We start from the raw sequence: 12,375 nt of genomic DNA, 5'->3' as shown, positions 1-12,375 counted from the left end.
GCCCGTGGACAGGGTTTCGAACTCTCAGCAGACCAAGCACGTTTTCGTCACCGGCGGCGTCGCCTCCAGTCTCGGTAAGGGGCTGACGGCATCGAGCCTCGGCAGTCTGCTGACGGCACGGGGGATCCGGGTCACCATGCAGAAGCTGGATCCGTATCTCAACGTCGATCCCGGCACGATGAACCCGTTCCAGCACGGCGAGGTGTTCGTCACCAACGACGGCGCCGAGACCGATCTGGACATCGGCCACTACGAGCGCTTCCTGGACCGGGACCTGTCGCAGGTCGCGAACGTGACGACCGGCCAGGTCTACTCGCACGTGATCGCCAAGGAGCGGCGCGGCGAGTACCTCGGCGACACCGTTCAGGTGATCCCGCACATCACCAACGAGATCAAGGAACGGATGCTCGCGATGGCGGGCCCCGACGTCGACGTCGTCCTGCACGAGATCGGCGGCACGGTCGGCGACATCGAGTCGCTGCCGTTCCTGGAGGCCGCGCGCCAGGTCCGGCACGACGTCGGCCGGGACAACGTCTTCTTCCTGCACATCTCGCTGGTCCCCTACATGGCGCCGGCCGGTGAGCTCAAGACCAAGCCGACCCAGCACTCGGTGGCCGCGCTGCGCTCGATCGGTATCCAGCCGGACGCGATCGTCTGCCGCGCCGACCGCCCGATCCCGGACGGCGTGAAGCGCAAGATCTCGCTGATGTGCGATGTGGACTTCGAGGCCGTGGTGGCCGCGGCCGACGCGCCGAGTATCTACGACATCCCGAAGGTGCTGCACTCCGAGGGGCTGGACGCGTTCGTCGTCCGCCGCCTCAACCTGCAGTTCCGCGATGTCGACTGGACCCGCTGGGACGAGCTGCTGAAGGTCGTGCACCACCCGAAGGACGAGGTCACGGTCGCGCTGGTCGGCAAGTACATCGACCTGCCGGACGCGTACCTGTCGGTCGCCGAGGCGCTGCGGGCCGGCGGTTTCGGCAACGACGCCAAGGTCAACCTGCGCTGGATCGCCTCCGACGAGTGCGCCACGCCTGAAGGGGCCGCGAAGCTGCTCGGCGAGGTCGACGCGATCTGCGTGCCCGGCGGGTTCGGCGTCCGCGGGATCGAAGGCAAGATCGGCGCGATCCGGTTCGCCCGGGAGAACGGCGTACCGATCCTCGGGCTGTGTCTCGGCCTGCAGTGCATGGTGGTCGAGGTCGCCCGCGACCTGGCCGGCCTGACCGAGGCGAACTCGACCGAGTTCGACCCGGACGCCGAGCAGCCGGTGATCGCGACGATGGAGGAGCAGAAGCACATCGTCGCCGGCGGCGGCGACCTGGGCGGCACGATGCGCCTCGGCCTCTACCCGGCGAACCTGGCCGAAGGCTCGATCGTCCGCGAGCTGTACGGCGCTCCGCAGATCCAGGAGCGGCACCGGCACCGCTACGAGGTCAACAACGCATACCGCGACAAGCTGGAGGCCGCGGGCCTGGTCTTCAGCGGCCTCTCGCCGGACCACGAGCTGGTCGAGTTCATCGAGCTGGACCGCGCCCAGCACCCGTACTTCGTCGCCACCCAGGCGCACCCGGAGCTGCGCTCGCGGCCCACCAAGCCGCACCCGCTGTTCGCCGGTCTGGTCGCGGCCGCACTGGTCCGCCAGCGCGAGTCCCGCCTCCCGGTGGAGGAGCCGGCGCCGAAGAAGGCTGCCGGTAAGGCCAAGGCCGAAGCGGTCAAGGCCTGATGGACCACCCCGAACTGCGCTTCGCCGCCGGGCTGGCCGACGTTCCGGAGAAGTGGCCGGTGTCGGCGTCCGAAACGGTGCACTCGACGGGCCGGGTCATCTCGGTCCGCCGGGACACCATCGAGCCTCCTGACGCCGAGGCGTTCGTTCGGGACGTTGTCGTCCACCCTGGCGCTGTCGGCGTCGTAGCGCTCGACGACAAGAACCGGATGCTGCTGGTACGCCAGTACCGGCACCCGGTCGGCTACCGGCTCCTGGAGCCGCCTGCTGGCCTCCTCGACGTCCAGGGCGAGCAGTACCGTCTGGGCGGCGAACGTGAGCTCTGGGAGGAGACTGGCACCAAAGCGGCCGACTGGCGCATTCTGGTCGACGCGTTCACCTCACCCGGCCTCACCAACGAGGCGGTCCGCATCTTCCTCGCCCGCGACCTGTCCCCGGCCGACGAGGCCTACGACCGCCTCCACGAAGAAGCCGACATGGAGACCGTCTGGGCCCCACTGGTCGAGGTAGTAGCCGCAGTCCTTGCCGGACACCTCCAAAACCCCATCCTCGTCATGGGCTCCCTAGCCGCCTGGACAGCCCTCAACGGCCCCGGCTTCGACTCCCTCCGCCCCGCCGACAGCCCTTGGCCCGCCAAGGATCTGTAGTGCGGTGAGTACTTGACCTGGAACGGTCGGTGAGGGCATCTTCTGCTGACGTCTAAAGACCCCGCTGCAGCAGGAGAGGACAGTGATGAGAGGTGTGATCGCAGGCGCGACGCTGGTGGTTGCCAGTTTGCTGGTGGCCACTCCGGCGAACGCCGCCCCGGCCGACGCCGCCGCGCCGCCGACCGGGACGAAGGGGCCGTGCGGGTACACCGCGACGCCGGAGGAGCCGCCGGCCCGGCCGGTGTCGTTGCCGCCGGACCCGAAGCACACGCCGAACAAGGGTGTGGTGAAGGTGGTGGTGGCGACGAACCAGGGGCCGATGCTGCTGTCGCTGGACCGCGCGAAGGCGCCGTGTACGGTGCAGAGTTTTCTGCACCTGGCGAAGAGCCGGTTCTACGACTTCACGACGTGCCACCGGCTGACGCTTTACCCGACGCTGAAGGTGCTGCAGTGCGGTGACCCCAGTGGCACCGGCTCCGGCGGCCCGGGCTACTCGTACAAGGACGAGCTGCCGACCGACCTGCCGAACTGGCCGGACGACCCGACGGGCACCCGTAAGGTCTACGCCCGCGGCACACTCGCGATGGCGAACGCCGGGCCGAACACCAACGGCAGCCAGTTCTTCCTGGTCTTCGGCGACTCCCGGCTGCGGCCCGACTACACCGTCTTCGGCTCGCTCGACCGCCTCGGCCTGAAGGTCCTCGACAAGGTCGCCGCCGACGGCATCAACCCGACCGCGGAGGACCCGGCGCCCGTCGACGGCCCGCCCGCCCGCAAGACCGACATCCTCGTCGCCCGCTCACTGGGCGCCTGGTAACACCGAGCCGCCGCCCTCCCCGAGGGCGGCGGCCACGGTTCGTTTGTTCGCCGCGAACTCGGCCTCCGGCACGTTCGGCAACATGTCGTTCCAGAACGCGATCCCGGCTCCACGCAGCTGCATCATCCCGACCGGACGCGCCTGAAACCACATGTGGAAGTGCTCGCTCCCATCACCCCACCGGTTGATGTGAGTCCGCCCCACACCGTCGATGCGCCCGACAGCGCCAGCCACCCGCTGCAGCACCGGCCCCAGCGTCGCAGTCAGCTCAGCCGGCAGCGTGTCCAGCCGGTAGTGCTCGCGCGACACCAGCAGTGCGACCAGCGGCAGCCCCGTCGGACCAAACACCTTCAGCAGCCACTGCTCGTCACCCCACACTGCGTCCTTCGTCGGCTCAACGCACGTAGGACACTCAGCACCACCCGGCGCACCCGCCCGTGGCGGCTCCGGCAGCGTCAACTCGGCCAGCGGAGCCACCGTCACCTGCTCGAACGGAAAGAACGGGTGCCCGAGCAGCGGCGCCGCCGACAGCCGTTCGCCGTACGGGAGCCTGCGGTGGTAGTCGGACGGCAGTTCGCTCATGCGCCGTACTGTGCCGGAGAATCGACGGTATGGAGAAGCCGGAGTTGGCGGAGTTGCTGGAACTGGCAGCGCATCCCGAGGGTGGGTGGTATCGGGAGACGTGGCGGTCCGGGGTGGGGTTCGAGCCGGAGGGGTATGGGGGGCAGCGGGCCAGTGCTACGGCGATCTACTTCTTGCTGGGGGTGGGGGAGGAGTCGCGGTGGCATCGGGTGCGGTCGGCGGAGATCTGGTTGTGGCACTCGGGTGGGCCGTTGACGTTGGAGTACGGGGAGTCGCCGGAGACTGCGGTGGCGGTGACGCTGGGGCCCGACGTACGGGCTGGGGAGCAGCCGCAGGTGGTGATCCCGGCCGGCGCGTGGCAGGCGGCGCGGCCGGCCGGGGATCAGGCGGTGCTGGTGTCTTGTGTGGTGTCCCCGGGGTTCGACTTCGAGGACTTCACGTTGCTGTGAGTCAGGCCAGGACGGTGGCCAGAGCCTCGTAGCCGGGCAGCAGGTCGATTTCCTCGCGTCCGAGCTGCTGGATGGCTACGTGGTCCGCTCCGGCCTCCAGGTGAGCCCGTAGGCCCTCGGCGATCTCCACTGCGGAGCCGTGCAGCACGAGGGCGTCGATCAGCCGGTCGCTACCGCCGTCCGCGATGTCGTCGTCGGTGAAGCCGAGGCGCTTGAGGTTGGCGACGTAGTTGTCCAGCTGCAGGTAGGTCGCGAGGTAGTCGCGTGCTGTGGTCCGGGCGATCTCTTCGTCGGTTTCGAGGACGATCTTCTGCTCCGGCGCGAGCAGCACGCCGCCACCGAGGACACGGCGCGCCTCCCGGGTGTGCTCGGGTGTGGTCAGGTACGGCAGCGCTCCGGTCGCGCGGGTGCCGGCCAGGTGCAGCACCTTCGGACCGAGCGCGGCCAGCGCCCGTCGCTCGACCGGCACCTTCGCGTCGTCCAGCTCGTCCAGGTAGCTCACGATCGTCTCGTACGGCGACTTGTACTGCGCCGTGTGCTCCGGATGCCCGATCCCGACCCCGAGCAGGAACCGCCCCGGAGCGGCGTCCTCGAGCCGGTGGTACGACGCCGCCACGTCGGCCGCCGGCGACTTCCACATGTTCACCACGCTGGTGCCGACGGCAACGGAACTCGTTGCGGCCAGCAACACCTCCGCGTCGCGCAGCCCCGCGTCCGGGCTCGACCCCAGCCACAGCGCGCCGTACCCGGCCGCTTCCAGACCGGCAGCCAGTTCCGGGCCCCAGTGCTGCGCACCGTGCCAGACCCCGAACCGTCCCAGTTCGATCGCCACGTCGTACCCCTCTCGTCATCCCACTGTCCAGGCGCGACCCGGGGCGGACGGGTCAGGTAATCCTCTCCGACGAGGCGGCACTCCCGTCAATGATGGTTGTCACGTCAAGGTGACTTGCCATCACCGCCTGTTGGGGCACCCCTACTCGCGAGTCACCAGCCGATGGGACCAACCGATCGGGTGGTATGGCCCCGGCGGGCATACACTCGGCAGCGACCCGGCTGTGTCCCCTCGGCGCCGGGCCGCGGACACAACGAGGTGAGCCGCACCCAGGAAGTGAAAGAAGGGCATGCAGTGAAGGTCGGAGTTCCGAAGGAAGTCAAGAACCACGAGTACCGGGTGGCCATCACCCCCTCCGGTGTGCACGAGTTCGTGCGCAACGGGCACGAGGTTCTGATCGAGCAGAACGCGGGCAGCGGATCGCTGATCCCCGACGAGGAGTTCGTCGCCGCCGGGGCGCGGATCGTGCCGACCGCGGACGACGTGTGGGCCGAGGCCGAGCTGGTGCTGAAGGTGAAGGAGCCGGTGGCCGAGGAGTACCACCGGATGCGCAAGGACCAGGTCCTGTTCACCTACCTGCACCTGGCCGCGAGTCGTGAGTGCACCGACGCGCTGATGGCCTCCGGGACGACCGGTATCGCCTACGAGACGGTCCAGCTGCCCGACGGGTCGCTGCCGCTGCTGGCGCCGATGAGCGAGGTCGCGGGCCGGCTGGCGCCGCAGTCCGGCGCCTACCACCTGATGCGCAGCGGCGGTGGCCGCGGTGTCCTGCTCGGCGGCGTCTCCGGCACGCACCCGGCCCGAGTCGTCATCCTCGGCGCCGGCGTCTCCGGGATGAACGCGGCCGCGATCGCGCTCGGTATGCAGGCCCAGGTGCAGCTGTTCGACCGCAACATCGCGCGGCTGCGGCAGGCCGACCAGATCTACCAGGGCCACCTGCTGACGATCGCGTCGAACGCCTACGAGATCGAGCGCGCGGCCCTCGAGGCCGACCTGATCATCGGCGCCGTGCTGGTCCCCGGCGCGAAGGCGCCGAAGCTGATCAACAACGAGCTCGTCAGCCGGATGAAGCCGGGCAGTGTGCTCGTCGACATCGCGATCGACCAGGGCGGCTGCTTCGAGGACTCGCGTCCGACCACCCACGCGGACCCGGTCTACCAGGTGCACAACTCGTTGTTCTACTGCGTCGCCAACATGCCCGGCGCCGTTCCGAACACGTCGACGTACGCGCTCACCAACGTGACGCTGCCGTACGCGATCGAGCTGGCCAACCTGGGCTGGCGCGAGGCTCTGAAGAGCGACCACAGCCTGGCGCTCGGTCTGAACACCTTCGACGGCCACGTCACCTATGGCCCGGTCGCCGAGGCGCACGACCTGCCCCAGCTGAAGCTGGACGAGGTGCTGGTCTGAGCGTCACCCGTGCGGTTGGCGCCTATCTGGACCACCTGACGGTGGAGCGCGGCCTCGCCGCGAACACTCTGGCGTCGTACCGGCGTGACCTGCGCCGGTACGACGCCTACCTCTCGGGGACCGGGATCGACGATCTCGGCCGGGTCACCGAGGCTGTGGTCAGCGACTTCCTGATGCGGTTGCGGGAGGGCGACGACGACCATCCGCCGCTGACGGCGTCCAGCGCGGGCCGGACCGTCGTTGCAGTGCGCGGTTTCCACAAGTTCTGTCTGCGCGAGGGCCTCACCGCGGTTGACCCTGCGGCCGCGGTGAAACCCCCAGCACCGCCGCAGCGGCTGCCGAAGGCGCTGTCTGTCGATGAGGTCACCCGCATCCTCGCAGCGGCCGCAGGTGCCGAGGCGGAGCCCGCAGTACTGGCTACTCGGGATGCTGCGTTGCTGGAGTTCCTCTACGGGACTGGTGCGCGCATCTCGGAGGCGGTCGGGCTGGACGTCGACGACGTCGATCTGGAGGCTGGTGCGGTTCTGCTGCGCGGTAAGGGCAGCAAGGAGCGGGTGGTGCCGGTCGGTACGTACGCGCTGAATGCGCTGTCGGCGTACCAGGTGCGCGGCCGGCCGGATCTGGTGTCCCGCGGGCGCGGTACGCACGCGCTGTTCCTCAACGCGCGGGGCGGCCGGCTCTCACGCCAGAGTGCCTGGACGGTACTGCGCCGCGCTGCTCAGCGCGCCGGAATCGCGAAAGAGATCTCTCCGCACACGCTGCGGCACTCCTTCGCCACCCATCTGCTGGACGGCGGCGCCGACGTCCGCGTGGTCCAGGAGTTGCTCGGCCACGCGTCGGTGACCACAACGCAGGTCTACACGCTGGTGACGGTCGACAAACTCCGTGAGGTCTACGCGACGTCGCACCCGCGTGCGCTGTCGACGTAGCGTCGTGAAAAGCTGGACCCCGATGCTGGGCCGATCAAAGCGGTGTGCAATGATCTGCTCACAGTCGGTCACCGGTCCGGGGTGATCGGCCTGCCGTGGATTGCCGAGGGAAAACCACTCGACCCGGGTGCGGAGTGGCCGCTTGAGAGTGCTTGAATGCACGCTTACAGTCGCAAGCGTCGCCCGTATCGGTTGAAAGGTTTGGCGAGTCATGAACGAGTCGACATTCCCGGGCACCGAGCAGCAGTTCAACGGCTCTGAGCAGTACCCGAGCTCCGAGCCGCCGACGCCTGCGCAACCGATCGCGCCGCCGCCCCAGCGGAACCTGACCCCACCCGAAAACTATGCGGCGATGCCGAGGCCGACGGCCAAGCTCACCGCGGAGGACCTTGCACCTGTGAGCGATCCCAGCGGCCCGCGCAAGCTCGGGCCGACCGGCCGTCCGATGCCGGACCTGCCGGAGCCCCTGCCGCCGACCAAGACCGGTCCGGCGCAGGTGATCGCGATGTGCAACCAGAAGGGCGGCGTCGGTAAGACGACGACCACGATCAACCTCGGCGCCGCGATCGCCGAGACCGGCCGCAAGGTGCTGCTGATCGACTTCGACCCGCAGGGCTCGGCCTCGATCGGGCTCGGCGTGCAGCCGCACGACCTGGAGCTGTCGGTCTACAACCTGCTGATGCAGCGCGACATCACCGCCGGCGAGGTGATCCAGGCGACCAACGTGCCGAACCTCGACCTGCTGCCGGCCAATATCGACCTGTCCGCGGCCGAGGTGCAATTGGTCCAGGAGGTCGCCCGGGAGTACACGCTGCAGCGCGTCCTCGAGCCGATCATCCCCAACTACGACGTGATTCTGATCGACTGCGCGCCGTCGCTCGGTCTGCTCACGGTCAACGCGCTGACCGCGTCGAACGGTATCGTCGTCCCGCTCGAGTGCGAGTTCTTCGCGCTCCGCGGTCTGGCCATGCTGACCGACACGATCGGCAAGGTGCAGGACCGGCTGAACCCGAAACTGGAGATCGTCGGCATCCTCGGCACCATGTTCGACGGGCGCACCACGCACGCGCGTGAGGTGCTCGACCGCGTCGTCCAGGCTTTCGACGAGCGCGTTTTCCACACCGTCATCCGGCGTACCGTGAAGTTCCCCGAGACGACAGTCGTCGGCGAGCCGATCACGACGTACGCCCCGTCCTCGTCCGCGGCCACGCAGTACCGCGATCTTGCCAAGGAGGTGCTGGCGCGTTGTCCCGCCGGGTGAGCCTGCCAGGTGCCAGTGAACTCTTCGGGGGTGCGGCACCGCAGCAGACCAGACCCGAGAAGCGCACCACCCCAGAAGGACCGTCGTCGGTACGGTCCCGGACGACGGTCGCCGACGACCGCAAGTCCAGTGGGCGGATCCGCCACGACACGAAGATCACCGTGTATGTGACGGAAGAAGAGCTGCTCGGATTGGAACAGACGCGCTTGGCGCTGCGGGCCGAACACGGCCTCAGCGCGGACCGCGGCCGGATCGTCCGGGAGGCGATCGACGTCCTGCTGGCCGACTTCGTCGACCACGGGCCGGACTCCGTCCTGGTACGGCGGCTCAAGGCTTCGGAGTGACCGTGTCCGACTCCTTGCCCATTGAGGTTCCGGCTGTGGACGACGCCGTCCCAGTCGTTGCTGAGGGCAAGAGTTTCGAGGTTCACCTGGTGAACTTCGACGGGCCGTTCGACCTGTTGCTGCAGCTGATCAGCAAGCACAAGCTGGACATCACCGAGATCGCGCTGTCGGTCATCACCGACGATTTCATCGCGCACATCAAGGCGCTCGGCTCGGAGTGGGACCTCGATCAGACCTCGGAGTTCCTGCTGATCGCGGCGACGCTGCTCGACCTGAAAGCGGCCCGGCTGCTGCCCAAGGGCGAGGTCGAGGACGACGAGGATCTCGCGCTGCTCGAAGCGCGCGACCTGCTGTTCGCGCGGCTGCTGCAGTACCGCGCGTTCAAGCAGATCGCCGCGCTGGTGCAGGAGCGGATGGCGCAGGAGGCGAAGCGCTTCCCGCGCGCCGTCGGCGTGGAGCCGCGGTTCGCCGAACTGCTGCCGGAGGTGCTGCTCGGTATCGACCCGGCCGGCCTGGCCGCGCTCGCCGCGAAGGCGCTGGCGCCGAAGGACAACATCCCCGAAGGCGTCTCCCTCGCCCACCTGCACGCGCCGGCGGTCACCGTCCGCGAGCAGGCCCTCGTCATCGTCGACCGGCTCCGCCGCCAGCGCAGCACGACGTTCCGGATGCTCGTCTCCGACTCACCGGACACCGTCACCACCGTCTGCCGCTTCCTCGCCCTCCTCGAACTCTTCCGCTCCGCCGACGTCTCCTTCGACCAGGTCACCCCCCTGGGCGAGCTGACCATCCGCTGGACCGGCTCCGACGAGGGCGACATCTCCGTCAGCGACGAGTTCGACGAAGAGAACCTCCCCGCCTCCGAGGACGGCGAGGCCCCCGTCGTCACCGACGACGACTCCTTCCTCGAACCCGGCGACTCCCACACCGAACACCAGGACCCTGAGGCTCCCGCCCAGCCCGAATCACCCCCCGAAACGGTGCCCCAGTGACCCACCCCACCACCCCCAACCCGCAACAAACCCCAGCCGACACCGAGCACACGGCAGCGGGTGCAGACGCCGAGCAGACCGCCGCGGACGCGGAGCACACGCCTGTGGGCGCGGATGCTGAGCAGGCTGCCGGAGATGCGGATGCCGAGCACACCGCAGGCGCAGCTGCCGGCCCCCAGCAGACCGCCGGTGATCTGGAGACGGCTGATGCGCCCAACCCCGAGGCGGGTGGCGGTGATGGGGGCGAAGCGGACGCCGAGGAGGCTGCTGCGAACGCGGGGGTGGACGCCGGGGCGACTGGTGGGGGTGTGGGCGACGGCGTAACGGATGTGGATGCCGAAGGGCGGGGGGACGAGGATTACTTGCCGCCGGGGCAGACAGAGGTGCCGGTGGGGGATGAGGTTGTTGTCGACGACGCGACGATGAGGCGCGCGCTCGAGGCGATTCTGATGGTGACGGATGAGCCGTTGCCGGTGCTGACGTTGGCTCGGGCGGTGGGGCGTCCGACGGGGGATGTGACGGGGGCTCTGGAGGAGCTTTCGGCGGAGTACGGCGAGCAGGGGCGTGGGTTCGACCTGCGGGAGATCGGCGGCGGCTGGCGGTATTACACGCGCCCGGAGGCTGCGGTGTACGTCGAGCGGTTCGTGCTCGACGGGCAGCAGGCGCGGCTCACGCAGGCGGCGCTCGAGACCCTCTCCGTCGTCGCCTACAAGCAGCCGGTCAGCCGCGCGCGCGTCTCCGCCATCCGCGGTGTGAACGTCGACGGCGTCATGCGCACCCTGATCGCCCGCGGGCTCGTCGAAGAGGCCGGCGCCGACACCGAGTCCCAGGCGACGCTCTACCGCACCACCACCTACTTCCTCGAGCGCATGGGCATGCAGTCCCTCGACGACCTCCCCGAGCTCGCCCCCTACCTCCCCGACATGGACGACATCGAGGACGAGCTGGCCGCCCAGTCCGCCGCCCCCGAGCCCCCCGCCGAACCCGAAGAAGCCCCCGGCCCCCTCGAGAACGACCTCGCCCCCGAACCCCAGTCCCCACCCGCCGCCGAAGCGGACGACGAGGACGACGAGGACGACGACACCCCGCAGCCCGGCGAGCCGGTGGTCGACGAGGCTGAGCACTCGCAGTCCGGCACGGCTGAGGCCGAGACCTCGGACGACGAGGACGACGACGAGTCTGAGTACGGCGCCACGGCCGGTACCCCGCAGTCCGGCGTCTCTGTGGACGACGGCGAGAGTGCGGTTGCTGTGAATGAGGAGCTGGACGCGGACGCCGAGGAGTCGGTGCACGACGGGACAGGCGCTACTGCAGCCGACGACTGGCAGGCGGAGGTAGCAGACGAAGCCGCCGAGGGGCTGGCTGACGGCGACGGGAGTGTGGCTGACGGCTCGCCGTCGGCTGTCGCGAATGAAGAGCTGGATGCGGACGGCGACCACGTAGACGCGGCGGACGGAGAGGCGGGCGACGCCTCGGCTGGGGAGCCGGTGCGGAGTCGGTGGTATCCGTATGACCGGACGGCGGAGGAGATTGCGGCTGAGGGGGAGCGGCGTGAGTGAGGACGAGGGCATCCGGCTGCAGAAGGCGTTGGCGCAGGCGGGGGTGGCCAGCCGGCGTAATGCGGAGCTGTTGATCGAGCAGGGCCGCGTCGAGGTGGACGGCGCTGTGGTCACGGAGTTCGGGACTCGGGTCGATCCGGCGGTTTCGGTGATCCGGGTGGACGGGGAGCGGATTCCGCCGACCAGTGCGCACGTTTACCTCGTGCTGAACAAGCCGCGCGGTGTGGTGACGACGATGTCGGACCCGCAGGGCCGCTCCTGTATCGCCGACTTTGTCCAGGACCGCACCGAGCGCCTGTTCCACATCGGCCGCCTGGACACCGACACCGAGGGCCTGCTCCTCCTGACCAACCACGGCGAGTTCGCGCACCGGCTCGCGCACCCGTCGTACGAGGTCTCCAAGACCTACGTCGCCGAAGTCGAAGGGAACGTCAAACCGGGAACTCTGCGCCGCCTCCTGGACGGCGTTCAGCTCGAAGACGGCCCGGCCCAGGCCGACACCGTCAAGGAGATCTCCAGCATCCGCGGCCGCACCCTCATCCAGATCACCCTGCACGAGGGCCGCAACCGCATCGTCCGCCGCATGTTCGACGAGATCGGCCACCCGGTCAAACGCCTGACCCGCACCGCCGTCGGCCCGGTCCGCCGCGGCAACCTGCACACCGGCGACCTCCGCGAACTCGACCCGAAGGAACTCGGGCAACTCCTCGACCTGGTCGATCTCTAGCGCCGGACCCCAGACACTCACCAACTGCCCGAAACGCGGTCCTCGGCCGGTCCGCTGAGCGTGCGCGAGAGGTCTCGGTCCGAGTTGGTGAGTGGGGGCGGTCCGC

The 12,375-nt window shown here is 69.2% G+C and carries 13 protein-coding genes; 11 read left to right on the top strand and 2 right to left on the bottom strand.

Annotated elements, in window-relative coordinates:
• Window positions 1-4 precede the first annotated feature (4 nt).
• From HPO96_RS27830 to HPO96_RS27820, 3 genes are all read left to right on the top strand, one after another.
• A complete protein-coding gene (locus HPO96_RS27830; protein WP_171677288.1) occupies window positions 5-1,723 on the top strand; it encodes a CTP synthase in 1,719 nt (572 codons plus the stop codon).
• Entirely contained in the window at window positions 1,723-2,370 is a 648-nt protein-coding gene (locus HPO96_RS27825; RefSeq protein ID WP_171677287.1) for an NUDIX domain-containing protein, read from the top strand. Before HPO96_RS27830 ends, HPO96_RS27825 begins: the two co-directional genes overlap by 1 nt.
• 85 nt (window positions 2,371-2,455) lie before the next feature.
• The gene (locus HPO96_RS27820; RefSeq protein ID WP_171677286.1) at window positions 2,456-3,187 is read left to right on the top strand and encodes a peptidylprolyl isomerase; all 732 of its coding nucleotides are present in this window, start codon (window positions 2,456-2,458) and stop codon (window positions 3,185-3,187) included.
• Here HPO96_RS27820 and HPO96_RS27815 read toward each other — a convergent pair.
• A complete protein-coding gene (locus HPO96_RS27815) occupies window positions 3,170-3,769 on the bottom strand; it encodes a hypothetical protein (RefSeq protein WP_171677285.1) in 600 nt (199 codons plus the stop codon). The genes HPO96_RS27820 and HPO96_RS27815 overlap by 18 nt on opposite strands.
• A 29-nt stretch (window positions 3,770-3,798) precedes the next feature.
• Between HPO96_RS27815 and HPO96_RS27810 the strand changes: the two genes are divergently transcribed.
• Window positions 3,799-4,218: a cupin domain-containing protein gene (locus tag HPO96_RS27810; protein ID WP_171677284.1), complete on the top strand. Its 420-nt coding sequence runs from the start codon at window positions 3,799-3,801 to the stop codon at window positions 4,216-4,218.
• A gap of 1 nt (window position 4,219) precedes the next feature.
• Here the strand turns inward: HPO96_RS27810 and HPO96_RS27805 are convergent, their stop codons facing one another.
• On the bottom strand, window positions 4,220-5,050 hold the full coding sequence (locus HPO96_RS27805; protein ID WP_171677283.1) for a TIGR03620 family F420-dependent LLM class oxidoreductase: 831 nt from the start codon (window positions 5,048-5,050) through the stop codon (window positions 4,220-4,222).
• Window positions 5,051-5,344: 294 nt separating this feature from the next.
• On the opposite strand from HPO96_RS27805, the gene ald reads away from it, so the two are divergent.
• From ald to HPO96_RS27770, 7 genes are all read left to right on the top strand, one after another.
• Window positions 5,345-6,460, top strand: a complete 1,116-nt coding sequence (gene ald, locus HPO96_RS27800) for an alanine dehydrogenase (protein ID WP_171677282.1) — start codon at window positions 5,345-5,347, stop codon at window positions 6,458-6,460.
• Window positions 6,457-7,389 (top strand): site-specific tyrosine recombinase XerD, encoded by a 933-nt coding sequence (gene xerD / locus HPO96_RS27795; RefSeq protein ID WP_171677346.1) that lies wholly within the window; start codon window positions 6,457-6,459, stop codon window positions 7,387-7,389. The genes ald and xerD overlap by 4 nt, the downstream gene beginning before the upstream one ends.
• Window positions 7,390-7,741: 352 nt before the next feature.
• Window positions 7,742-8,650, top strand: a complete 909-nt coding sequence (locus HPO96_RS27790) for a ParA family protein (protein ID WP_343889157.1) — start codon at window positions 7,742-7,744, stop codon at window positions 8,648-8,650.
• On the top strand, window positions 8,635-8,994 hold the full coding sequence (locus HPO96_RS27785) for a hypothetical protein (RefSeq protein WP_171677281.1): 360 nt from the start codon (window positions 8,635-8,637) through the stop codon (window positions 8,992-8,994). The genes HPO96_RS27790 and HPO96_RS27785 overlap by 16 nt, the downstream gene beginning before the upstream one ends.
• A 35-nt stretch (window positions 8,995-9,029) precedes the next feature.
• Window positions 9,030-9,983, top strand: a complete 954-nt coding sequence (locus HPO96_RS27780) for a segregation and condensation protein A (RefSeq protein WP_337796838.1) — start codon at window positions 9,030-9,032, stop codon at window positions 9,981-9,983.
• Complete coding sequence (scpB, locus tag HPO96_RS37670) at window positions 9,980-11,542, top strand: SMC-Scp complex subunit ScpB (RefSeq protein ID WP_337796837.1); 1,563 nt, start codon at window positions 9,980-9,982, stop codon at window positions 11,540-11,542. The genes HPO96_RS27780 and scpB overlap by 4 nt, the downstream gene beginning before the upstream one ends.
• Window positions 11,535-12,269, top strand: a complete 735-nt coding sequence (locus HPO96_RS27770; RefSeq protein ID WP_171677279.1) for a pseudouridine synthase — start codon at window positions 11,535-11,537, stop codon at window positions 12,267-12,269. Before scpB ends, HPO96_RS27770 begins: the two co-directional genes overlap by 8 nt.
• The last annotated feature ends 106 nt before the right edge of the window (window positions 12,270-12,375 follow it).

The sequence above is a fragment of the Kribbella sandramycini genome (assembly GCF_013131805.1).
Classification (GTDB): Bacteria; Actinomycetota; Actinomycetes; order Propionibacteriales; family Kribbellaceae; genus Kribbella; species Kribbella sandramycini.
Note: the sequence above shows the minus strand (reverse complement) of the source record. Positions and strands in the feature narration are given on the sequence as shown.

What these genes read in the sequence shown, in the direction of transcription:
- HPO96_RS27825 (WP_171677287.1), top strand. Translation starts at nt 1,723, where the DNA reads ATGGACCACCCCGAACTGCGCTTCGCCGCCGGGCTGGCCGACGTTCCG.
- HPO96_RS27820 (WP_171677286.1), top strand. Translation starts at nt 2,456, where the DNA reads ATGAGAGGTGTGATCGCAGGCGCGACGCTGGTGGTTGCCAGTTTGCTG.
- HPO96_RS27815 (WP_171677285.1), bottom strand. Translation starts at nt 3,769, where the DNA reads ATGAGCGAACTGCCGTCCGACTACCACCGCAGGCTCCCGTACGGCGAA.
- HPO96_RS27810 (WP_171677284.1), top strand. Translation starts at nt 3,799, where the DNA reads ATGGAGAAGCCGGAGTTGGCGGAGTTGCTGGAACTGGCAGCGCATCCC.
- HPO96_RS27790 (WP_343889157.1), top strand. Translation starts at nt 7,742, where the DNA reads ATGCCGAGGCCGACGGCCAAGCTCACCGCGGAGGACCTTGCACCTGTG.